A 21,024-nucleotide genomic window follows, 5' to 3' on the forward strand; every position below is an offset into this window, starting at 1 on the left:
GCCAGGCGTCAGCCCAAAAACAACCGATACGCCGGGTTCTCGCTTTCATCCCAGTACGGATAACCGATCTCGGTCAGCGCCTGATCCACCAGATGCCGCTCGTCCTCCGGTACCACCAACCCTGCGACCACTCGCCCATCTGCTGCGCCATGGTTGCGGTAGTGGAACATCGAGATCGTCCAGCGTCCGCCCAGGCGGTTGAGGAAGTTGAACAACGCGCCGGGGCGTTCAGGGAATTCGAAGCGCAGCACCACTTCATCGCTGACCCGCTCGGCATGCCCACCCACCATGTGGCGGATGTGCAGCTTGGCCAGCTCGTTGTCGGTGAGGTCCAGCACCGGAAAACCTTGTTCGGTCAGGCTGGCGATCAGCGCGCGGCGTGGATCGTTCTCCGGGTGGGTCTGCACGCCCACGAAGATGTGGGCTTCGCGGTCAGTGTGGTAGCGGTAGTTGAATTCGGTGATCTGCCGTTTGCCGATGGCCTCGCAGAACGCCTTGAAGCTGCCCGGCTGCTCGGGGATGGTCACGGCGATGATCGCTTCGCGGCCTTCGCCCAGTTCGGCGCGTTCGGCCACGTGACGCAGGCGGTCGAAGTTGACGTTGGCCCCGGAATCGATCGCCACCAGGGTCTGGCCGCTGACACCGCGCTGCTCGACGTATTTCTTGATCCCGGCCACGCCCAGCGCGCCGGACGGTTCGGTGATGGAGCGGGTGTCGTCGTAGATGTCCTTGATGGCGGCGCAGATCTCGTCGGTGCTGACGCTGATCACTTCGTCCACGTAATGGCGGCAGACCTCGAAGGTGTGATGGCCGATCTGCGCCACCGCCACGCCATCGGCAAACAGCCCGACCTGACTGAGCACCACACGCTCGCCTGCAGCCATGGCGGCTTGCAGGCAGTTGGAGTCGTCAGGCTCGACGCCGATCACCTTGATGTCGGGTCGCAAATATTTGACGTAGGCCGCGATGCCTGCGATCAGCCCTCCGCCGCCCACCGGCACGAAGATCGCGTCCAGCTGGCCTGGCTGCTGACGCAGGATTTCCATCGCCACCGTGCCTTGTCCGGCGATGGTGTCGGGGTCGTCGTAGGGATGGATGTACACAAAACCCTGTTCATCGACCAATTTCAGCGAGTACGCCAGCGCTTCGGGAAACGAGTCGCCATGCAGCACCACCGTCGCGCCGCGTGAGCGCACGCCTTCGACCTTGATCTCCGGCGTGGTGCGCGGCATGACGATGGTCGCCTTGATGCCCAATTCCTTCGCCGCCAGCGCCAGTCCTTGCGCATGGTTGCCTGCCGAGGCCGTGACCACGCCACAGGCGGTCTCTTCAGCGCTCAGTTGCGCCAGCTTGTTGTACGCGCCGCGAATCTTGAACGAGAACACCGGCTGCAAGTCTTCGCGCTTGAGCAGCACCTGGTTGCCAAGGCGCTCGGACAGCCGTCGTGCGCCCTGCAGCGGGGTTTCGATAGCAATGTCGTAAACGCGGGACGTGAGGATCTTGCGAGCGTAGTGATTGAGCAGATCAGGCTGGCCATGACTCATCGCGTCGTTTCCTTGCACGTCGTTGCTTTGCAAGAAACGCTGCAAGAAGCCGCAACAATCGAATGCGAGGATGCAATGAGGGCGATAGAGCGATAGAAAGTGATCATGTCTGACTCCTGTTGAGCGTTAGGTGGCTCTGGAGGCAGAAAAAAACCCGCCTCCAGGGCGGGTTTTTTTGCAAACGTCGGCTAACCCGCCATGACTGGAATGACGGTAATAATAATCTGGCCGAGGTTTTGCTTGATTGGGTTCATGGTCTGGAGGTTAGGGCGGCCCGGGTAATGAAGTCAAGGTTTGATTGGCGACCCCGTACGACGTTCTACGTCTGAAGTTCCTGTCGGACTTTTCGTTTAACGAAAGGTATCAACATTTTTGTTTCACATTGGCACTTTAATGTTGATCCAACGGTCAGTTATCTCAGCTTTACTGAACGTGGCAACACATGAACGACTCAATCAGCCAAGAGGGCGAAAAAATGGATGAATATCAAGAAGAGCTGCTCGAATACCGCGCATCGGAACTGGACCCGGTAGAGCCTGCCGACGACGCCACCGAACTGTGAAGGGCGTCAGGCGCTTCGACGCTGGCTGCGGCGGAACTCTCCAGGTGTCTGTCCGTTCCAGCGTTTGAAGGCGCGTTGAAAGGCCTCAGCGGAGGCAAAGCCCAGCAGGTAGGCGATTTCTCCGAATGCCAGTTCGGTGTCGCGAATGTACGTCATCGCCAGGTCACGGCGTGTGTCATTGAGTACCGCGCGAAAGCGAGTGCCTTCCTCGGCCAGCTTGCGGCGCAGCGTCCAGGTCGGCAGTTTCAACCTTGCCGCCACTTCCTCCAGATCCGGTTCTCGCCCACCGCTCAATAGCGGCCCCAGCAATTGCGTGATGCGCTCGCGCAGGCTGCGCGTGCGGGTCAGTTGGTCCAGCTCCTTCTCACACAGTTGCAGCAGATGCCGCCAGGTGCTCGGGCAGTGGTCGGGGTTTCTCAATGCCAGCCTGTCCAGATCCAGACGAAGCTGATTGGTCGTTGCACCGAACGCAACCGGGGTGTCGCTCAACGGCGTGTATTGCGCCGCGTACTCAGGGGCGTCGAACTCGATTTCGATTCGTTGCGCGCGCAACTCATGGCCAGCCAGCGATGACAGTTGGGTGATCCAGCCGCTCAGAATCGAATCCACCACGAAGCGGTTGTAGACGTTGTACGGGCTGATGGAATAGAAGCGCATCCAGGCACCGCTGGCGTCTTCATGGAAGCTCGACTGGCCTCGATAGTTCGTGCCGTACAGGGCCTCGAAACGGATCAGAATGCGGGCTGCCTCGCGCACGGTAGGCGCTTGTGCCGCCGTGATGCCTGCAAGCCCTGCCTGCGCCATTCGACTGAGCTGACCCATGCGCAACCCCAGGCCGGGCTGTCCGGTGAGCTGGATGGCCGCGTGGCCGAGACGCATATAGCGCGGGATCGATAGCCGGGCGCCTGCTTCACCCAGGCGCACAGCGTCCAGGCCATATTGTTCCAGCAAAACGTGGGGATCGTGGCCGAAACTGCTGACCGCGTCGGTCAGGCTCTGAACGAAGCCCACTGAAAGGTCGCCCAGGCGCAGGGTCGGTGTGGGCATCGCTAGAGCCAGACGTTGATCAGGCGTGCGCCAGCCATCGCGCCACTCTGCGCGGGCTCCTCGGCCACGTTTTGCCCGTTGTGGCTGACAAAGCTTTGTCCGGAACTGCCCTGATTCCAGAATTGCCCACGCATGAACACACTGATACCTGCCCTGGCCGTGCTCAAAGGTTCACGGGTGCTCAGGGTGAGTCGATGCCAGGCTTCGCCCTCGCTGAGGCTGCCAGGCTGCAGGTCGAGCCGTGGCGTCTTGTGCGTGCGAGCACCGCGCCATGGGGCCGTCCAACCCGTCCTGCCTGCCACGAACGCGGGCACGACAATCAGCTCTGCGCCTTGCTGATTCATGCGGGCATAACTGTCGGGGTACCAGCTGTCGGTGCCGATCAGAATGCCCAGTCGCCCGGCAGGCGTGTCGATGACATTGAGCGCAGCATCGCCTGCCGGTTTGACGTAGTGCTTTTGATAGGGGTTGGCGAACAGCTGACGCTGTGGAGGGCCAAGCGGCTTGCCGTCAGCGCCGAAGGTCACACTGCTGTTGAAGAGGGCACCTGTACCTATCTGCAATTGGCCGTTTTCCACATGGGGGTCCGGCAGCACAATCGAGCCCGCTACCAGCGTGACGCCAAACTCCTTGGCCAGCCCGCCGAACAGCCGTTGGTAATCGTGTGCCATGGCGCGTGATTTCATACGCAGATGGGCATCGTCCATACGCTTTTCACCCTCAGCGCCGAGGGTGGCCTGGATGAACTGAAACGGGTTGCTCCAGGCCAGCCACTTCATCGCCTCGTCGACCGTGGCCGCCTGATAGAACTGGTTCTTTTCGCCGCTGGCAAACAGCCAGGTGCCAATGTGCTCGGGCAGCACGACGATGGTCTTGGCGTTGATCAAACCCTGATCGCGCGCCTGTTGCAGATAAGCTGCCAGCTTGCGATGCAGGTGGTCCAGGTTCTGGTAGTCGGTTGGAAACAGTTCGGGCTCGATGCCCAGCAGGTTGCCTTGTTCGCCGGGCTGTCCCTTATTGATGGCCAGCCGGATGCGCAGATCCGACAGGTAATGCCCCATCGGGCGCTGCTCGGTCCAGAGCAGGTAGCTTGCGAGACTGGCCAGGCTCACCAGGATGAGGCACGTGGCAAAAAATTTACGCATAGGAAGGGGCGCACGGCTGCCATCAGGAAATTGTCGACTAGGGTAGGACTACACTTGACGCTTGCCAAGGGGCACTGTGCGTTTGGATCAATAACTTGTCACTTTCGGTCATTGAGTGTGATCGGATGGCTCTTTACTGTTGCGCCATGAAAGGGCCTTGAGGCCCGAATGAAGAGGGCACACAGAGGCCCTCGTCTATCCGTGATTGAATCGATGGAGCTTCGCCATGACTGCTGCTCACTATCCGCATCTGCTGGCCCCGCTGGATCTGGGTTTCACCACGTTGCGTAACCGCAGCCTCATGGGCTCCATGCACACCGGTCTTGAAGAGAAACCGGGCGGTTTCGAGCGGATGGCGGCTTATTTCGCCGAGCGTGCGCGGGGGGGCGTAGGCCTGATGGTCACCGGTGGCATCGCGCCGAATGAGGAAGGGGGCGTCTACGATGGTGCCGCGAAGCTTACAACCCCGGAAGAGGCCGAGCGCCATCGCATCGTGACCCAGGCGGTTCACGAGGCAGGCGGCAAGATCTGCCTGCAGATTCTCCATGCCGGCCGCTATGCCTACAGCCGCAAGCAGGTCGCGCCCAGCGCGATTCAGGCTCCCATCAATCCGTTCAAACCGCGTGAGCTGGATGAAGAGGGCATCGAAAAGCAGATCAGCGATTTCGTGACCTGCTCCACGCTGGCCCAGGGCGCAGGCTATGACGGCGTCGAGATCATGGGATCGGAAGGCTACTTCATCAATCAGTTCCTGGCGGCGCATACCAACCATCGCACCGACCGCTGGGGCGGCAGTTACGAAAATCGCATGCGTCTGGCCGTCGAGATTGTGACCCGCGTGCGTCAGGCCGTTGGCCCGAATTTCATCATCATCTTCCGCCTGTCCATGCTGGATCTGGTGGAAGGCGGCAGCACCTGGCAGGAAATCGTGCAACTGGCCAAGGCGGTCGAGCAAGCGGGGGCAACGATCATCAATACGGGCATCGGCTGGCATGAAGCGCGGATTCCGACCATCGCCACCAAGGTGCCGCGCGCCGCGTTCAGCAAGGTCACGGCCAAATTGCGTGGTTCGGTGAACATTCCGTTGATCACCACCAACCGGATCAATACCCCGGAAGTCGCGGAGCGGATTCTCAGCGAAGGCGACGCCGACATGGTGTCCATGGCCCGTCCGTTTCTGGCCGACCCTGAGTTCGTCAACAAAGCGGCGGCCGGTCGCGCCGAGTTGATCAATACCTGCATCGGTTGCAATCAGGCCTGCCTGGACCACACCTTCGGCGGCAAGCTGACCAGTTGTCTGGTGAACCCGCGTGCCTGTCACGAGACCGAGCTCAATTATCTGCCTGCCCGACAGATCAAGAAGATTGCGGTAGTCGGCGCAGGCCCGGCAGGACTGGCAGCGGCCACTGTGGCTGCCGAGCGCGGGCATCAGGTGACGCTGTTCGATTCGGCCAGCGAAATCGGAGGCCAGTTCAACATCGCCAAGCGCGTGCCCGGCAAGGAAGAGTTCTCCGAAACCCTGCGTTACTTCACCCACAAGGTGCAGGACACCGGTGTGCAACTGCGCCTGAACACTCGCGTGACGGCGCAGGAGCTGGTCGATGCAGGCTTTGACGAAGTGATCCTCGCGACCGGCATTGCCCCGCGCACACCCGCCATTCCCGGCATCGACAACCCCAAGGTGCTCAGCTATCTGGACGTCATTCTGCAGCGCAAGCCGGTCGGGCGAAGCGTGGCGGTGATCGGTGCGGGCGGTATCGGCTTCGACGTATCGGAGTTTCTGGTGCATCAAGGCGTCGCCACCAGTCTGGACCGCGAGGCGTTCTGGAAGGAGTGGGGCATCGACATCACACTGCAAGCGCGCGGTGGCGTGGCGGGGATCAAGCCCGAAGTCCATGCGCCAGCCCGTCAGGTGTTCCTGCTGCAACGCAAGAGTTCCAAGGTCGGCGACGGCCTGGGCAAGACCACCGGCTGGATTCATCGCACGGGCTTGAAGAACAAACAGGTGCAGATGCTCAATAGCGTCCAGTACCTGAAGATCGACGACGCAGGCCTGCACATCCGCATAGGTGAAGAGGGTGAAGAACAGCTGCTGCCGGTGGACAATATCGTGATCTGCGCCGGGCAGGACCCGTTGCGTGAGCTGTACGACGATCTGGTCGCGGCGAAGCAGAACGTGCACCTGATTGGCGGCGCGGACGTGGCAGCCGAACTGGATGCCAAGCGGGCCATCGATCAGGGCTCGCGATTGGCGGCCGGGCTGTGACATCGCGCACTGACGGGTAGACTGCGCATCGTTCTGTAATCGGCCTTCATCATGATTCGCGACGCCCTCGACTGGCAGCCCGATGCACCTCTTGAAATCCTCGACTTTGCCTGGCTCCAACAGGCCGGGGTCGAGGTGGCAATTCTGCGTCTGGACCTTATCGACCCGTTGATCAGTGGCAACAAGTGGTTCAAGCTCATCGGCCACCTGACTCAGGCGGTCAGTCGCGGGGCTGCGGGCGCGATCAGCCTGGGTGGGGCGCACTCCAATCATCTTCATGCGCTGGCCGCTGCGGGCAAACGCTTCGGCTTTCCGACCGCAGGACTGTTACGCGGTCATCCGCAGGAAACGCCGACCGTGCTCGATCTGCAGGCCTTCGGCATGCAGTTGCACTGGCTCGGTTACGCCGGTTATCGCGAGCGGCATGCGGCTGATTTCTGGCTGCCGTGGCAGGCACGCTATCCCGACCTGTACCCGATCCCGGAAGGCGGTGGCGGCTTGCCGGGGACCGAAGGCTGCGCCCGACTGTTGACGCTGGTTCGCAGCCAGCTCAGGCAGTGTGGCTGGGACGATTACCACGGCTGGTGGTTGGCCGCCGGGACCGGCACGACGCTGGGCGGGCTGGTTATCGCCGAGCAGGGAGTCCATCCGGTGTACGGCGCGATGGCGGTGCCGGATGATCATGGCGTGGCGCAGAACGTTACTGCGCTGGTCGGCGTTGATACGTCGGGATGGCAGTTGCTCAATGCCAGTCGGGGAGCGTTTGCCCGCACCGATCCTGTATTGCTGGAGTTCATAGCCCGCAGCGAAACGCAGAGTGGTGTGCCGTTGGAGCCGCTCTATACGGGCAAAGCGTTGCTGGCGCTACACGACGACGTACTGGCTGGCCGCTTCAGGCCCGGCACCCGACTGATTTTCGTGCATACCGGCGGATTGCAGGGGCGGCGTGCTGCTCTGATGTAGCGTTGTGGAAAATACCGCCGGCCCCTTCGCGAGCAAGCTCGCTCCCACTGGCTGAAACCGGTTTCCGTGGGAGTGGACCGGGCGGCGTTCCGTTTGTCCACGAAGACTGCCTTTCAGGCGCAACCACATTCGTCTGAGTGTACCGGCCTCTTCGCGGACAATCCGCCTTCAATGGTCCTGCCTCTGCCAGAACGAACGCCCGTCCCAGAGCCTTTGGCATGAAATCTGTACCGAATACGCCGAGGCGTCGGCCCTGAATACGCGGATGACTTTTCTGGACTGAGGTGTCCGGGGCGCTGTCTCGATAATCGATCCATTCCAGATCATGACGCCGAGGTCAGCATGACAACCACCGCCGCAGAAAACGTCGATCCTGCCACACTGAGAAAAGTCATCGTGGCTGCTGCCATTGGCAACTTCGTCGAGTGGTTCGATTTCGCTGTGTATGGCTTTCTGGCCACCACCATCGCCTTGCAGTTCTTTCCCAGCGGCGACACCAGTGCTGCGCTGTTGAAAACCTTTGCTGTGTTTGCAGTGGCATTTGCCTTCCGGCCGTTGGGTGGGATCTTTTTCGGCATGCTGGGCGACCGCATAGGCCGCAAGCGGACCCTGGCGATGACCATTCTGCTGATGGCGGCGGCGACCACGCTGATCGGGTTGTTGCCCACCTATGCGGCCATCGGTGTCACTGCGCCGATTCTCCTGACCATCATTCGTTGTGCCCAAGGCTTCTCGGCCGGTGGTGAATACGCGGGTGCCTGTGCCTACTTGATGGAGCATGCTCCGCGCACGCAGCGTGCCTGGTACGGCAGCTTCGTCCCGGTGTCGACTTTTTCGGCGTTCGCGGCAGCGGCCGTGGTGGCGTATGCACTTGAGGCCTCGTTGTCCTCGGAAGCCATGGGCAGTTGGGGCTGGCGTCTGCCGTTTCTGATTGCGGCACCGCTGGGGCTGGTGGGCCTGTACTTGCGCTGGAAGCTGGACGAAACACCGGCGTTCCAGGCGGTGACTCAGGAACAGGCGGTCGCTCATTCGCCCCTCAAGGAAACACTGCGCAATCATGCAGGCGCTATCTGCTGCCTGGGCGCTTTCGTGTCGCTGACCGCGTTGTCGTTTTATATGTTCACCACCTACTTCGCGACGTATCTGCAGGTGGCGGGCGGCTTGAGTCGGGCTTCGGCGCTGCTGGTGTCGTTGATCGCCCTGGCGTTTGCCGCCGCCATTTGTCCGCTGGCGGGCGCTTATTCGGACCGCGTAGGCCGGCGTGCGACCATGGCCACGGCCTGCATTCTGTTGATGCTGGTGGTGTTCCCTTCGTTTTTGATGGCCAGTTCCGGCTCGTTCGCAGCGTCTGTGGTCGGTGTGATGCTGCTGGCAGTGGGCGCCGTGTTGTGTGGCGTGGTGACGGCGGCGTTGCTGTCCGAGACCTTTCCGACGCGCACGCGGTACACGGCGTCGGCGATCACCTACAACATGGCCTACACATTATTTGGCGGTACTGCGCCGTTGATGGCGACCTGGCTGATCAGCACGACCGGCAGCAACCTGTCACCGGCCTTCTACCTGATCGCCGTGGCGGTGATGGCCATGGTGGGTGGCCTGGCCTTGCCAGAGACCTGCAGAGTTTCGTTGCATGACGTGGCGGCTGCGGACAAAAGCACGACGGTGGGCTCAGCGCAGACGCATGCATGACGTCTGAGCGGGTTAGGTCTGCGCTGGTTATCAACAGTGCCTGAAAGCCGGCTAAACCAGCAACGACGGGATAGATACCACTCCCACGCAGTGGTGGGTATATCCCGCAAGGCCTGTGAATAACGCCGGGCCTTGCGCGTGATAGTGCCGCCCAAGACGCTCTGCTGGCTGAACCGCTCAACGAAAATGCAACAAAACGTGGCACTCCTGCTCCGAAAAATGGCACATTGGCGCGCCCTGGTACGTGTGACACATCTTGTAATCATCCGTCCGGGGACACCCGAAAACCTTTTACGGATGAATTCCATGGCGACCAGTGCTCAGCCAGGTGCGGCGACGGCCACGACAACCCCAAACTCCAGCCCGCTGGTGATGCGCATCATTGGTGCCGTTGCCCTTGCGCACCTGATCAATGACCTGATCCAGGCGATCCTGCCGTCGATCTACCCGATGCTCAAGGCCAGTTATGACCTGAGCTTCACCCAGATCGGCCTGATCACCCTGACGTTTCAGATCACCGCGTCGCTGCTGCAGCCCTGGGTCGGGTATTACACGGACCGTCATCCCAATCCGCTGGTATTGCCGGTCGGTTCGATCTGTACCCTGATCGGTATCGTGATGATGTCGATGGTCGGCAGTTTTCCGTTGATCCTGCTCGCCGCCGCACTGATCGGTATCGGTTCGTCCACCTTTCATCCGGAAGCCTCGCGTATTGCGCGGCTGGCCTCGGGCGGGCGTTTCGGCTTGGCACAATCAACGTTTCAGGTCGGCGGCAACACCGGTTCTGCGCTCGGCCCGTTGCTGGCGGCGGCGATCATCATTCCGTTCGGGCAGGGTAACGTCGCCTGGATCGGCCTGTTCGCGCTGTTTTCCCTCGGCCTGCTCTATGCGATCAGCCGCTGGTACCGCGCGCATTTGAATCTGTTCAAGCTCAAGGCCGGTCAGGCCGCTACCCACGGTTTGTCGAGAAACCGGGTCATCGCCTCGCTGGCGGTGCTGGCGTTTCTGGTGTTTTCCAAGTTCTTCTACATGACCAGCCTTACCAGCTATTTCACGTTTTACCTGATCGAGAAGTTCGACCTCTCGGTGGCCAGCTCGCAGTTGCACTTGTTCCTGTTTCTGGGTGCAGTGGCGGCGGGTACGTTCTTTGGTGGCCCGATTGGCGACAAGATCGGCCGAAAGGCGGTCATCTGGTTCTCGATCCTCGGTGCGGCCCCGTTCACCCTGGCGCTGCCTTATGCGGATCTGTTCTGGACCAGCGTGCTGAGCGTGATCATCGGCTTCGTGCTGGCCTCGGCGTTCTCTGCCATCGTGGTCTACGCCCAGGAACTGGTACCCGGTAACGTTGGCATGATTGCCGGTCTGTTCTTTGGCCTGATGTTCGGCTTCGGCGGCATCGGTGCAGCCTTGCTCGGTCATCTGGCCGACACCCACGGCATCCTGTTTGTCTACAACCTGTGTTCGTACCTGCCGTTGCTCGGCATCTTCGCGATTTTCCTGCCCCGGACCAAATGATGCTCATAGCCACGCTGATCTTCTTGTTCACCATCACACTGGTCATCTGGCAGCCCAAAGGGCTCGGCGTCGGCTGGAGTGCAGTGCTCGGGGCGGTCCTGGCGCTGCTGACCGGCGTGGTTCATCTCGGCGACATCGCGGTGGTATGGGGCATCATCTGGAATGCCACGGCTACCTTCATATCGCTGATCATCATCACGCTATTGCTGGATGAGGCAGGCTTCTTTTCCTGGGCAGCCCTGCACGTGGCGCGCTGGGGCAACGGCAAGGGACGGCGCCTGTTTGCACTGTTCGTGTTGTTCGGCGCGCTGGTGTCGGCGCTGTTTGCCAACGACGGCGCAGTGCTGATCCTGACGCCCATCGTCATCGCGATGATGCTGGCGCTGCGTTTTTCTCCAGCCTCGACCCTGGCATTCGTCATGGCTGCCGGATTCATTTCCGACACCGCGAGCCTGCCGCTGGTGGTGTCGAATCTGGTGAACATCGTGTCTGCGGACTATTTCAAAATCGGTTTCAACCGCTATGCGGCGGTGATGGTGCCGGTCAACCTGGTCAGCGTCGCGGCCACGCTGGCGGTCCTCATGCTGTATTTCCGTCGTGACATTCCGTGTGACTTCGATCCCGACCAGCTTGAGAAACCGGAGACGGCCATCAAGGACCGGGCGACCTTCATGGCTGGGTGGTGGGTGTTGCTGATTCTGCTGGTGGGCTGTTTCGCCCTTGAGCCCCTGGGTATCCCGATCAGCGCAATTTCCGCGACCTGCGCGGTGCTGTTGCTGGGCATTGCCGCCAAAGGCCACACCATTTCCACGCGCAAGGTCATGAAAGAAGCGCCGTGGCAAATCGTCGTGTTTTCGCTGGGCATGTACCTGGTGGTTTATGGCCTGCGCAACGCCGGGCTGACGGGTTATCTGGCCAGCCTGCTGGACTGGTTCGCCGGTTATGGCATCTGGGGTGCGGCAATGGGCACAGGGGTGATGACCGCGTTCCTGTCATCAATCATGAACAACATGCCGACAGTTCTGATCGGCCTGCTGTCCATCGAGGCAAGTCATGCCACGGGTGCGATTCAGGAAGCGATGATCTACGCCAACGTGATCGGCAGCGACCTGGGACCGAAAATCACGCCGATCGGCAGTCTGGCGACGTTGCTGTGGCTGCACGTACTGCAACGCAAGGGCATCAACATCGGCTGGGGATACTACTTCAAGGTTGGCATCGTGCTGACCGTGCCGGTCCTGTTGATCACGCTGGCGGCGCTGGCACTGCGACTGAGTTGAACGGGTGGCTGGTGTCGGCCAGGTTCGGCCACAGGTCCGACACCAGAAACAGCCGCTCGGCTTCCTCCCATTCGCCTTGCGGGTTCTCGGTCAGGCGTACCAGCAATTGCGCCGGGGCAAGCGGGTCGAGTTGCAGCAGCCAGTCCTGCAATTGTCTGTGACTCCAGGCTTGCTGAGAGTGCGCGGGTGCAAGCCAGGCGTGGCGGGGCAGGGGTTGCCAGCGTCCGGTTTCGCTCTGGTTCACGAACCTTTCCCAGTCTCGCTGATGCAGCCAGCGACCTTTCAAATGCTGGTGATGCGCTCCGGCAGGTGAGTCAGCAGACCCCGGCCACGGATAGAGCAGGTACCCGCCCAGCCATAGTTCTGCGCTGAACGCTTCGACGCCCAATTCCGCAAGCGCCGACAGGCTTTCCGGGCGTGAAGAAATCGGCAGTTGATGCTGGCTCAGGTGCGCCAGCTTGCGGTCCAGGCGGTCGTGACAGCCAGGGCCGAGCCATTGCGCGGGGTCGCTGCCATCGCCGTTCTGCGGGCCGAGATACAATTTGATCGCCAACTCCACATGGTGCACGCCATCGCGGTCGCGCAGCAGCATGTCCAGTTCGCCCAGCGTCTGACCGTCCCGCCGGATCGGCAGGTTGGCCGCAATGATCTCGACCCCTGGCGCGTTGTGCACTGCAAACTGCCAGAGCCTTTCGTAATAGCGCCCCAGCCGACGTGTGGAGGCCTGCGCAATCCAGTGCTCCAGTTCACTGCTGTTCTGGTCCAGCCTGCGCAGGAAATCGACCAAGCGCTGCGGTGCGTCGACCCAATCGCTGCCGGCCAGCGGATGACGTTGCGGCCAGGGCGTTTCATCCAGCATGGGCGGCGCCAGAATGACCCACGCAAGGTCGCGCACCTCAGGGTGTCGTAACTGACGGGGAAGGTCGATAAGGTCGGGAAATAGAGTCATGTACCGAGAATAGCCTGACTTGGGCCTGATCGGTGACGAGTTCGATCAGTCGTCAGGTTGATATCCAGTGACGCCCGCCTGACGCTTCTCTTTTTGTCAGGCAGCGTCAGGTGTTCTGATCGTGGTCTTTCAACAATTTCCGACCTGACTTGATACAGCCTCTTTAATACGACATTGTATTCCACGTGTTAACGTTCGGCAGGCGTGAACGATTCATTGGCGGGTAGGCGACTGAGTATCGGGTATTAATACCTGGGTGTCTTCAGTTGGCCTGCTGCGAAAGAGGGTGACCTTCGCAGGGTCAGGATACGGGATGCCTGGGGTTGTATATGAACAATGAAATGCAGGCCCGTATAAAGTGTCTTCTGACACCGGCGGTTGCACTTGCGCAATGCCTGGCCATTGTATGCTGGATCATTGTGCTGACGGTAACACCCTATATTCATTATGGTGTTCTGGAATTTATCCTGACCGTCGGTTTGCTGGTGACCTGTGCCTTGCAATACCGCGCAAGGCATTTCAGGACGTGGCGTCTGGCAGGCATTCTGTTCGTGATTACGGTCGCCTTCTGTTTTGCCAGGGCCAGCCAGTTGAACAGCGACATGGGCGTGAACTGGGCATTACCGATCGCCGTGATGATTGTTCTGGGCTCGACATTATTGATGGTGTATACCCGTGATTATGTATTGGTCACGATGCTGTCCTGGGTCATTCTCTCTCCGGCGCAAGGGATTGAGCCCGGCCATGTTGCGTATCTATTCATCGCCTTGTTATTTATTGCGTCGACCAGCCTGGGTGTTTTGCTCAATCACACCTATACCCGAACACTGCGCAATGTGCTGTCGCTGGAAAGCAAGTTCCGCGAACAGTCGCTGACTGATTACCTGACGGCTATATTGAACCGTCGCGCCTTGATGGAAGCGCTGGAGTCTCACCTGACCGCGCGAAGTGCCGGTTACTTCCTGATGCTGGATATTGATAACTTCAAACAGATCAATGATGCGTTCGGGCATGATGCCGGTGATGAAGTGTTGCGGCTCATGGCGTCATGCCTGAAGCAGACTCAAGGCAGTCTCGCGTATGGGCGCTTGGGTGGGGAAGAGTTCGGTGTGATTCTGCCGGTCAGCAGCGAAAGCGCGGCCCGGGACTATGTGATTCGTCTGCTGGGTGCAATCAGGCAAGCGGCGGTGAGTACTCCGTTTACCTGCAGCGCCGGAATGGCCGATATCGACGCAACCTGCAGCAGTTCGCACGTGCTCAAAACCGCTGACATCAATCTGTATCAGGCCAAGGACGCCGGGAAAGACACGACCTTCTGGAGGGGAGCGCCGCTGGTGGAATCCCCGTCAGTCTACCTGCCGGCCGAGTGCGAATCGCTGCACTCTCAGGTGGCTGCGCCCGAGGCAGGGCCTTGAACCGCGTTGCCTGAGTACAGGTTCGTTTGCTGCTGTGTGGTCCTTTCGCCCATAATCCCTCTTTTGAAGCCGTATCGAACCCGCAGCAGGAGTCTCATGGAGCAATTTCGCAACATCGGCATCATCGGTCGCCTGGGCAGTGTCCAGGTGCTCGATACCGTGCGCCGACTCAAGAGATTTCTGTTGGAGCGCCACCTTCATGTCATCCTCGAAGAGACGATAGCTGAAGTGCTGCCCGGCCATGGCCTGCAGACCTCATCGCGCAAGATGCTCGGTGAGGTGTGTGACATGGTCATCGTGGTGGGCGGCGACGGCAGCCTGCTGGGCGCTGCGCGGGCGCTGGCCAGGCACAACGTACCGGTGCTGGGGATCAACCGTGGCAGCCTGGGGTTTCTGACCGACATTCGTCCCGACGAGCTGGAGGTCAAGTGCGCCGAGGTGCTGGACGGGCATTATCTGGTTGAAAACCGCTTTCTGCTGCAGGCCGAGGTTCGTCGCCATGGCGAGGCCATCGGGCAAGGCGATGCGCTCAATGACGTGGTGCTGCATCCTGGCAAATCCACGCGCATGATCGAATTCGAGATCTACATCGACGGCCAGTTCGTGTGCAGCCAGAAGGCCGACGGCCTGATTGTCGCCACGCCGACCGGCTCCACTGCCTATGCGTTGTCTGCAGGCGGGCCGATCATGCACCCCAAGCTCGACGCCATCGTCATTGTGCCGATGTACCCGCACACCCTGTCCGGTCGGCCTATCGTCGTCGACGGCAACAGCGAGCTCAAGATCGTGGTGTCCAAGGACATGACCATCTACCCGCAGGTCTCCTGCGACGGCCAGAACCACTTCACCTGCGCGCCCGGCGACACCATCACGGTCAGCAAGAAGCCGCAGAAGCTGCGCCTGATTCATCCACTTGACCATAACTACTACGAAGTCTGCCGCACCAAGCTCGGCTGGGGCAGCCGGCTTGGTGCTGGAGGCGACTGATGATCGATCCGGCGCGTGGCTACGATCTGATCGGTGACGTGCATGGGTGTGCTCATACCCTGGAGCATCTGCTGGAGCTTCTCGGATATCGACGACAGGCGGGTGTCTGGCGTCATCCCGAGCGCATGGCGATCTTTGTCGGCGACATCATTGACCGCGGGCCTCGTATCCGCGAGTCGCTGCATATCGTGTATGACATGGTTCAGGCCGGCCAGGCCTATTGCATCATGGGCAATCATGAGTTCAACGCGCTGGGCTGGGTCACACCAGCGCTGCCGGAAAGCGGCCACCGGTTCGTGCGCGAGCACACGCCGCGCCACGCCAAGCTGATCGGCGAGACGCTGACACAGTTCGAGCAGCACCCGGATGAGTGGAAAACGTTCGTCGAGTGGTTCTACGAACTGCCGCTGTACCTTGATGCCGGGCGTTTCAGAGTCGTGCATGCCTGCTGGGATGCGACCCTGATCGACCCGCTGCGCGGACTGCATGGCACCGGCTGCATCGACAAGCACTTCGTGCAGGCCTCGGCCGTGCCCGGCAGCTTCGCCAGCAATGTGTTCAATCGCCTGCTGCGCGGCACCGACATGCGCCTGCCGCATGGCCTGACGCTGACCGGCGGCGATGGCCTGACCCGCGCCTTTTTCCGTACCAAGTTCTGGGAGGATGATCCTCAGACATACGGTGACGTGGTGTTCCAGCCTGACGCCTTGCCCGAGGGCGTGGCCAAGACGCCGCTGTCTACAACCGAGAAGAACGCGCTACTGCGTTATGGCGTCGACGAACCTCTGCTGTTCGTCGGGCATTACTGGCGCAGCGGCATCCCTGCACCTATCCGGCCGAACCTGGCCTGTCTGGACTACAGCGCAGTGCTCTACGGCAAACTGGTCGCCTATCGGCTTGATCAGGAAACACAGATCGACCCCGACAAGTTCGTGTGGGTCGATGTACAGCGTCCCGAGGTTTCACGATGAGCCCTGTTGCAGCACTGCGTTTGCCATTGACCGTTGATTTGAGCGGGTTTGTCAGCCTGCTGCACCGTCTGCAGATCCCTCATCGAGTCAGCGAAGAGGTGGGTGAGCAAGTGCTGTGGGTGCCGGATGCCGGCGAGTTGGCCCAGGAGGTCCGCGCCCTGTACGAGCGCTTCCCGGAAGGTGACGAGGCTTTTCAATTGCCCGGTATTGCGCAAGAGACGGTAGCCAGCAATCCCGGCCTGCTCTATCAACTGCGCCGTTGCCCGGTCACCGCGCTGGTGCTGCTGGCGACACTGCTGGTGGCAGGACTGACGCTGCTGGGCGATAACCTGGAAGCCATTCGCTGGCTGACGTTTCTTGATTTTCGCGTGAGCGGCGACTATGCCTCGTTCCTGCCGCTGGCCGACAGTCTGGCAGCCGGGCAGTGGTGGCGCATCGTGACGCCGATGCTGATTCACTTCGGCATCCTGCATCTGGCCATGAACGGCCTGTGGTACTGGGAACTGGGGCGGCGGATCGAGATTCGCCAGGGCAGCTGGCATTTGCTGGGCCTGACGCTGCTGTTCTCGGCGGTCTCCAACTATATTCAATATCTGTCGTCAGGCCCCAGCCTGTTTGGCGGGCTGTCGGGCGTGCTTTACGGGTTGCTCGGTCACTGCTGGATCTTCCAGATGTTGGCACCCAACCCGGTTTATCGCCTGCCACGCGGCGTGCTGGTGATGATGCTGGTCTGGCTGGCGCTGTGCCTGTCGGGTCTGGTGAGCATGCTCGGTTTTGGCGAGATCGCCAACGGCGCTCACGTCGGTGGTTTGATCATCGGTTGTGTTACCGGCCTGCTGGGTGGTGCGCTCGCGCGCCGCAAGGCCTAAAATTGCCCGCTATTTTCTGGAGTGCGCCATGTCGTCTTTTATAGAAATGATTGAAAACATCACCCCGGATATCTACGAGAGCCTGAAACTGGCCGTGGAAATCGGCAAATGGTCCGACGGCCGCAAACTGACTCAGGAACAGCGCGAGCTGTCGCTGCAGGCGTTGATCGCCTGGGAAGCGCAGAACCTGCCTGAAGACCAGCGCACCGGTTACATGGGCCCGCAGGAGTGCGCTTCCAAATCGGCACCTGTGCCCAACATCCTGTTCAAGTCGGATGCTATCCATTGATTGAGATTGGACGCGGTGCTGTAAACAAGATGTCGGTGCGCCAGGACGATTCGTCACTGGTGCAATACGCGTTTCGCCTGGGCGATACCGAGATCGCGGTCAACCCGCTGATCGGCAAGACGGTACGCCTGGAATTTCTGGGTGCCATTCACTGCAGCCACTGCGGTCGCAAGACCAAATCCAGCTACAGCCAGGGTTATTGCTACCCCTGCATGCTCAAGCTGGCGCAGTGCGACGTGTGCATCATGAGCCCGGAAAAATGCCATCACGATCAGGGCACCTGCCGTGATCCGGCGTGGGGCGAGCAGTTCTGCATGACTGACCACATTGTCTACCTGGCCAATTCGTCAGGCGTGAAGGTGGGCATCACGCGCTCCACCCAGCTGCCGACCCGCTGGCTGGACCAGGGCGCCAGTCAGGCACTGCCGATTCTGCGCGTCGCCACGCGTCAGCAGTCGGGCTTTGTCGAAGACCTGCTACGCAGTCAGGTAGCCGACCGGACCAACTGGCGCGCCTTGCTCAAGGGCGATGCCCAGCCCGTGGACCTCAAGGCCATCCGCCAGGAACTGTTCGAGACCTGCGGCGCGGGCTTGCTGGGATTGCAAGAACGATTCGGCCTGCAAGCCATCCAATTACTTCATGACGCCGAGCCAGTCGAGTTTCGCTATCCGGTCGAGGCGTACCCGACCAAGATCGTGAGCTTCAACCTGGACAAGAACCCGATTGCCGAGGGCACGCTGCTGGGGATCAAGGGGCAATACCTGATCTTCGATACGGGCGTGATCAATATTCGCAAATACACGGCCTACCAGCTGGCCGTGCATCAGTAAAAGGATTCCAGCATGCGCACCGAACAACCGACCATGATCTACCTGAAGGATTATCAGGCGCCCGAGTACCTGATCGACGAAACGAACCTGACGTTCGAGCTGTTCGACGATCACTCGCTGGTCCACGCGCAACTGGTGATGCGCCGCAACCCCGCCCGTGGTGCCGGTCTGCCGCCGCTGGTGCTGGACGGGCAGCACCTGGAGCTGCTTTCGGTGAATCTGGACGACGTCGAACTGACAGCCGCCGATTATCAGTTGACCGAAGATCACCTGACCCTGCACCCCAAGACAGAGCGGTTCACGGTCGATAGCACGGTGCGCATTCACCCGGAAACCAACACGGCGCTGGAAGGCCTGTACAAGTCCAGCGGCATGTTCTGCACCCAGTGCGAGGCCGAAGGCTTTCGCAAGATCACTTACTACCTCGACCGCCCTGACGTGATGAGTAAATTCACGACCACGGTCAGTGCTGAAAAGCACAGCTTCCCGATTCTGCTATCCAACGGCAATCCGGTGGCCAGCGGTGATGAAGAAGACGGCCGTCACTGGGCGACCTGGGAAGACCCGTTCATGAAACCGGCCTACCTGTTCGCGCTGGTGGCAGGTGACCTGTGGTGTGTCGAAGACACCTTCACCACCCTGAGCAAGCGGGTCGTGACCCTGCGCATTTATGTCGAGCCGGAAAACATCGACAAGTGCCAGCACGCCATGAACAGCCTGAAGAAGTCCATGCGCTGGGACGAGGAGACCTACGGTCGCGAATACGACCTGGATATCTTCATGATCGTCGCCGTCAACGACTTCAACATGGGCGCGATGGAGAACAAAGGTCTCAACATCTTCAACTCCAGCGCCGTGCTGGCCCGTGCCGAAACCGCTACCGATGCTGCGCACCAGCGCGTCGAGGCCATCGTGGCGCATGAATACTTTCACAACTGGTCGGGCAACCGTGTGACCTGCCGTGACTGGTTTCAGCTGTCGCTCAAGGAAGGCTTCACCGTTTACCGGGACGCCGGTTTCTCCGCCGACATGAACTCGGCCACGGTCAAGCGCATCCAGGACGTCGCCTTCCTGCGCACTCACCAGTTCGCCGAAGACGCAGGCCCGATGGCCCATGCCGTGCGCCCGGACAGCTTCATCGAGATTTCCAACTTCTACACCCTGACGGTGTATGAGAAGGGCTCGGAAGTGGTCGGCATGCTTCACACCCTGTTGGGTGCCGAGGGCTTCCGCAAAGGCAGCGACCTGTATTTCGAACGTCATGACGGCCAGGCGGTGACCTGCGACGATTTCATCAAGGCGATGGAAGACGCCAACGGCATCGACCTGACCCAGTTCAAGCGTTGGTACAGCCAGGCCGGTACGCCACGTCTGGCGGTCAGCGAGTCCTACGACAGCGCGGCGGGCACTTACAGCCTGACGTTCCGCCAGAGCTGCCCGACCACACCGGGCCAGCCGGGCGATCAGAAACAGCCGTTCGTGATTCCGGTCGAACTGGGCCTGCTGGACAGCCAGGGTCATGACATTGCGCTGCGCCTGTCGGGCGAAGCGGCAGCCAGCGGCACCACGCGGGTGCTGTCGGTGACTGAAGCCGAGCAGACGTTCACGTTTGTCGATGTGGCTGAAAAGCCGTTGCCTTCTTTGCTGCGTGGCTTCTCGGCGCCAGTCAAACTGAGCTTCCCGTACGACCGCGACCAACTGATGTTCCTGATGCAGCACGACAGCGATGGCTTCAACCGTTGGGATGCCGGTCAGCAACTGTCCGTGCAGGTGCTTCAGGAAATGATTGGTCAGCATCAGCAAGGTCAGGCGCTGGTCATGGACCCGCGTCTGGTGAAGGCATTGGGCACCGTGCTGGCGGATGAGCAACTGGATCAGGCGATGGTCGCGGAAATGCTTTCGCTGCCCGGCGAAGCGTATCTCACGGAAATCAGCGAAGTGGCCGATGTCGAGGCTATTCACGCGGCTCGCGAGTTTGCCCGTCAGCAACTGGCGGACAGCCTGTTCGACGGTCTTTGGACGCGTTATCAGGCTAACCGTGAAGTTTCCAGGGTCACGCCTTACGTGGCCGAAGCCGAGCATTTCGCGCGCCGTGCATTGCAGAACATCGCGCTGTCCTACCTCATGCTCAGCGGCAAGCCAGAAGTGTTGGCCGCGACCATCGACCAGTTCGACACCAGCGACAACATGACCGAGCGCCTCACTGCACTGGCGGTATTGGTCAACTCGCCATTCAGCGAGGAGCGCGACAAGGCGCTGGCCGTGTTCGCGGAGAACTTCAAAGACAACGCGCTGGTCATGGATCAGTGGTTCAGCGTTCAGGCTGGCAGCACTCAGCCGGGCGGTCTGCAGCGGGTCAAGGCGCTGATGCAGCATCCTGCGTTCAACATCAAGAACCCGAACAAGGTCCGCGCGTTGATCGGTGCCTTTGCCGCGCAGAATCTGATTAATTTCCATGCGGCGGACGGTTCCGGCTATCGCTTCCTGGCGGACCTGGTGATCGAACTGAACGGCTTCAACCCGCAGATCGCGTCTCGCCAACTGGCACCTCTGACCCGCTGGCGCAAATACGACAGCGCGCGTCAGGCGCTGATGAAGGCTGAACTTGAGCGCATCCTTGCTTCCGGCAAGCTGTCGCCAGACGTGTATGAAGTGGTCAGCAAAAGCCTGGCCGAGTAAAGACTGATGGCATCAAGGGTGTGA

16 protein-coding genes are annotated in these 21,024 nt (G+C 60.6%); 12 read left to right on the forward strand and 4 right to left on the reverse strand.

Annotated features, from left to right (window positions below):
- Nucleotides 1-8: 8 nt before the first annotated feature.
- From ilvA to H8S56_RS23490, 3 genes are all read right to left on the reverse strand, one after another.
- Nucleotides 9-1,544, reverse strand: a complete 1,536-nt coding sequence (gene ilvA / locus H8S56_RS23475; RefSeq protein ID WP_187519925.1) for a threonine ammonia-lyase, biosynthetic — start codon at nt 1,542-1,544, stop codon at nt 9-11.
- Between the two features lie 568 nt (nt 1,545-2,112).
- A complete protein-coding gene (locus H8S56_RS23485; RefSeq protein ID WP_187519926.1) occupies nt 2,113-3,153 on the reverse strand; it encodes an AraC family transcriptional regulator in 1,041 nt (346 codons plus the stop codon).
- Nucleotides 3,154-3,155: 2 nt separating this feature from the next.
- The gene (locus tag H8S56_RS23490; protein WP_024685185.1) at nt 3,156-4,298 is read right to left on the reverse strand and encodes a carbon-nitrogen hydrolase family protein; all 1,143 of its coding nucleotides are present in this window, start codon (nt 4,296-4,298) and stop codon (nt 3,156-3,158) included.
- Nucleotides 4,299-4,524: 226 nt separating this feature from the next.
- Here H8S56_RS23490 and H8S56_RS23495 point away from each other — a divergent pair, with 226 nt between their 5' ends.
- The 5 genes from H8S56_RS23495 (at nt 4,525) to H8S56_RS23515 (ending at nt 12,011) form a co-directional block, all read left to right on the forward strand.
- Entirely contained in the window at nt 4,525-6,564 is a 2,040-nt protein-coding gene (locus H8S56_RS23495; RefSeq protein ID WP_187519927.1) for an NADPH-dependent 2,4-dienoyl-CoA reductase, read from the forward strand.
- 51 nt (nt 6,565-6,615) lie between these two features.
- Nucleotides 6,616-7,527, forward strand: coding sequence for a 1-aminocyclopropane-1-carboxylate deaminase/D-cysteine desulfhydrase (locus H8S56_RS23500; RefSeq protein ID WP_187519928.1), 912 nt, complete (start codon nt 6,616-6,618; stop codon nt 7,525-7,527).
- 342 nt (nt 7,528-7,869) lie between these two features.
- Nucleotides 7,870-9,216, forward strand: coding sequence for an MFS transporter (locus H8S56_RS23505; RefSeq protein WP_187519929.1), 1,347 nt, complete (start codon nt 7,870-7,872; stop codon nt 9,214-9,216).
- Nucleotides 9,217-9,522: 306 nt separating this feature from the next.
- Nucleotides 9,523-10,731 (forward strand): MFS transporter, encoded by a 1,209-nt coding sequence (locus tag H8S56_RS23510; protein WP_024695729.1) that lies wholly within the window; start codon nt 9,523-9,525, stop codon nt 10,729-10,731.
- Nucleotides 10,731-12,011, forward strand: a complete 1,281-nt coding sequence (locus tag H8S56_RS23515; RefSeq protein WP_024687803.1) for an arsenic transporter — start codon at nt 10,731-10,733, stop codon at nt 12,009-12,011. The genes H8S56_RS23510 and H8S56_RS23515 overlap by 1 nt, the downstream gene beginning before the upstream one ends.
- On the opposite strand, the gene H8S56_RS23520 is transcribed toward H8S56_RS23515, so the two are convergent.
- Nucleotides 11,977-12,960: a DUF1853 family protein gene (locus tag H8S56_RS23520; protein WP_187519930.1), complete on the reverse strand. Its 984-nt coding sequence runs from the start codon at nt 12,958-12,960 to the stop codon at nt 11,977-11,979. The two genes, H8S56_RS23515 and H8S56_RS23520, sit on opposite strands and share 35 nt — an antisense overlap.
- Nucleotides 12,961-13,289: 329 nt before the next feature.
- On the opposite strand from H8S56_RS23520, the gene H8S56_RS23525 reads away from it, so the two are divergent.
- The 7 genes from H8S56_RS23525 (at nt 13,290) to pepN (ending at nt 21,000) form a co-directional block, all read left to right on the forward strand.
- Nucleotides 13,290-14,375, forward strand: a complete 1,086-nt coding sequence (locus H8S56_RS23525) for a GGDEF domain-containing protein (RefSeq protein ID WP_187519931.1) — start codon at nt 13,290-13,292, stop codon at nt 14,373-14,375.
- Between the two features lie 96 nt (nt 14,376-14,471).
- Entirely contained in the window at nt 14,472-15,362 is an 891-nt protein-coding gene (locus H8S56_RS23530) for an NAD(+) kinase (protein ID WP_024687806.1), read from the forward strand.
- Nucleotides 15,362-16,333: a metallophosphoesterase gene (locus H8S56_RS23535; RefSeq protein WP_024695732.1), complete on the forward strand. Its 972-nt coding sequence runs from the start codon at nt 15,362-15,364 to the stop codon at nt 16,331-16,333. Before H8S56_RS23530 ends, H8S56_RS23535 begins: the two co-directional genes overlap by 1 nt.
- Nucleotides 16,330-17,202 carry a rhomboid family intramembrane serine protease gene (locus H8S56_RS23540; protein WP_187519932.1) on the forward strand — a complete coding sequence of 291 codons (873 nt, stop codon included), beginning with the start codon at nt 16,330-16,332 and terminating at the stop codon, nt 17,200-17,202. The genes H8S56_RS23535 and H8S56_RS23540 overlap by 4 nt, the downstream gene beginning before the upstream one ends.
- Nucleotides 17,203-17,230: 28 nt before the next feature.
- Nucleotides 17,231-17,491 (forward strand): YeaC family protein, encoded by a 261-nt coding sequence (locus tag H8S56_RS23545; RefSeq protein ID WP_003368468.1) that lies wholly within the window; start codon nt 17,231-17,233, stop codon nt 17,489-17,491.
- Nucleotides 17,488-18,321: a DUF2797 domain-containing protein gene (locus H8S56_RS23550; protein WP_024687809.1), complete on the forward strand. Its 834-nt coding sequence runs from the start codon at nt 17,488-17,490 to the stop codon at nt 18,319-18,321. Before H8S56_RS23545 ends, H8S56_RS23550 begins: the two co-directional genes overlap by 4 nt.
- Nucleotides 18,322-18,333: 12 nt before the next feature.
- Nucleotides 18,334-21,000, forward strand: coding sequence for an aminopeptidase N (gene pepN, locus H8S56_RS23555; protein ID WP_187519933.1), 2,667 nt, complete (start codon nt 18,334-18,336; stop codon nt 20,998-21,000).
- The last annotated feature ends 24 nt before the right edge of the window (nt 21,001-21,024 follow it).

This window comes from Pseudomonas triticifolii (genome assembly GCF_014358015.1).
In the GTDB taxonomy this organism is placed as follows: domain Bacteria; phylum Pseudomonadota; class Gammaproteobacteria; order Pseudomonadales; family Pseudomonadaceae; genus Aquipseudomonas; species Aquipseudomonas triticifolii.

Excerpts from the sequence above, each read along its gene's own strand:
- ilvA (WP_187519925.1), bottom strand. The coding sequence starts at position 1,544 with ATGAGTCATGGCCAGCCTGATCTGCTCAATCACTACGCTCGCAAGATC.
- H8S56_RS23485 (WP_187519926.1), bottom strand. The coding sequence starts at position 3,153 with ATGCCCACACCGACCCTGCGCCTGGGCGACCTTTCAGTGGGCTTCGTT.
- H8S56_RS23490 (WP_024685185.1), bottom strand. The coding sequence starts at position 4,298 with ATGCGTAAATTTTTTGCCACGTGCCTCATCCTGGTGAGCCTGGCCAGT.
- H8S56_RS23495 (WP_187519927.1), top strand. The coding sequence starts at position 4,525 with ATGACTGCTGCTCACTATCCGCATCTGCTGGCCCCGCTGGATCTGGGT.
- H8S56_RS23500 (WP_187519928.1), top strand. The coding sequence starts at position 6,616 with ATGATTCGCGACGCCCTCGACTGGCAGCCCGATGCACCTCTTGAAATC.
- H8S56_RS23505 (WP_187519929.1), top strand. The coding sequence starts at position 7,870 with ATGACAACCACCGCCGCAGAAAACGTCGATCCTGCCACACTGAGAAAA.
- H8S56_RS23510 (WP_024695729.1), top strand. The coding sequence starts at position 9,523 with ATGGCGACCAGTGCTCAGCCAGGTGCGGCGACGGCCACGACAACCCCA.
- H8S56_RS23515 (WP_024687803.1), top strand. The coding sequence starts at position 10,731 with ATGCTCATAGCCACGCTGATCTTCTTGTTCACCATCACACTGGTCATC.
- H8S56_RS23520 (WP_187519930.1), bottom strand. The coding sequence starts at position 12,960 with ATGACTCTATTTCCCGACCTTATCGACCTTCCCCGTCAGTTACGACAC.
- H8S56_RS23525 (WP_187519931.1), top strand. The coding sequence starts at position 13,290 with ATGAACAATGAAATGCAGGCCCGTATAAAGTGTCTTCTGACACCGGCG.
- H8S56_RS23530 (WP_024687806.1), top strand. The coding sequence starts at position 14,472 with ATGGAGCAATTTCGCAACATCGGCATCATCGGTCGCCTGGGCAGTGTC.
- H8S56_RS23535 (WP_024695732.1), top strand. The coding sequence starts at position 15,362 with ATGATCGATCCGGCGCGTGGCTACGATCTGATCGGTGACGTGCATGGG.
- H8S56_RS23540 (WP_187519932.1), top strand. The coding sequence starts at position 16,330 with ATGAGCCCTGTTGCAGCACTGCGTTTGCCATTGACCGTTGATTTGAGC.
- H8S56_RS23545 (WP_003368468.1), top strand. The coding sequence starts at position 17,231 with ATGTCGTCTTTTATAGAAATGATTGAAAACATCACCCCGGATATCTAC.
- pepN (WP_187519933.1), top strand. The coding sequence starts at position 18,334 with ATGCGCACCGAACAACCGACCATGATCTACCTGAAGGATTATCAGGCG.